The organism is Rhodococcus marinonascens NBRC 14363, assembly GCF_001894885.1.
Classification (GTDB): Bacteria; Actinomycetota; Actinomycetes; order Mycobacteriales; family Mycobacteriaceae; genus Rhodococcus_F; species Rhodococcus_F marinonascens.
Genome location: NZ_BCXB01000156.1, coordinates 1 through 508 on the forward strand (window position 1 = coordinate 1; position 508 = coordinate 508).

Genomic DNA, 508 nt, shown 5'->3' on the forward strand with positions numbered 1-508 from the left:
GATGCCGGGGCACCTTAATATCTTTGCACCGAGGCGGCGATGACCGAGGAGAAACCCGGTCGTATCCCGGTGGGCCGCCCAGTGGGTCTCCGGTTCGACCACGAGACGAAACGCAGTCTCGATCTGATGGCTGCCCAGTTCGGCCGACGAAGGGTCGGCGCGGTTCTCCGCGTCGCCGCCCGCCGCCTGGTGGCGCAACCCGAGGGCATCGGGAATGCGCTGGCCGAGCAGAGACGTCTCTCCCGTGATCGCACCCCCGCGGTGTACCACGTCCGCATCAACGTCCACCTCGACGAGGACCTGCTCGACACACTCGACACGATCGGTGCACGGGTCGGAGCCGACCGGGTCGAGCTGATGCGGCTGGCCGTGAAACGAGTCCTCTCCGACCCAGGAATGCTCGAGGAAGCCGTGAACCGCGAGATCTTCCGCAGCGAGAAGAACAAGACGCAACTTCTACGCCGCCATGCCCGTCTCCAGGAGCGACGTCGCACTCAGCTCGACTGAC

General features: G+C 65.7%; 1 protein-coding gene. It reads left to right on the forward strand.

Annotated features, from left to right (window positions below):
- Nucleotides 1–39 precede the first annotated feature (39 nt).
- On the forward strand, nt 40–507 hold the full coding sequence (locus RM2_RS23315) for a ribbon-helix-helix protein, CopG family (protein ID WP_072691790.1): 468 nt from the start codon (nt 40–42) through the stop codon (nt 505–507).
- Nucleotide 508: the final 1 nt, after the last annotated feature.

What these genes read in the sequence shown, in the direction of transcription:
- RM2_RS23315 (WP_072691790.1), top strand. Translation starts at nt 40, where the DNA reads ATGACCGAGGAGAAACCCGGTCGTATCCCGGTGGGCCGCCCAGTGGGT.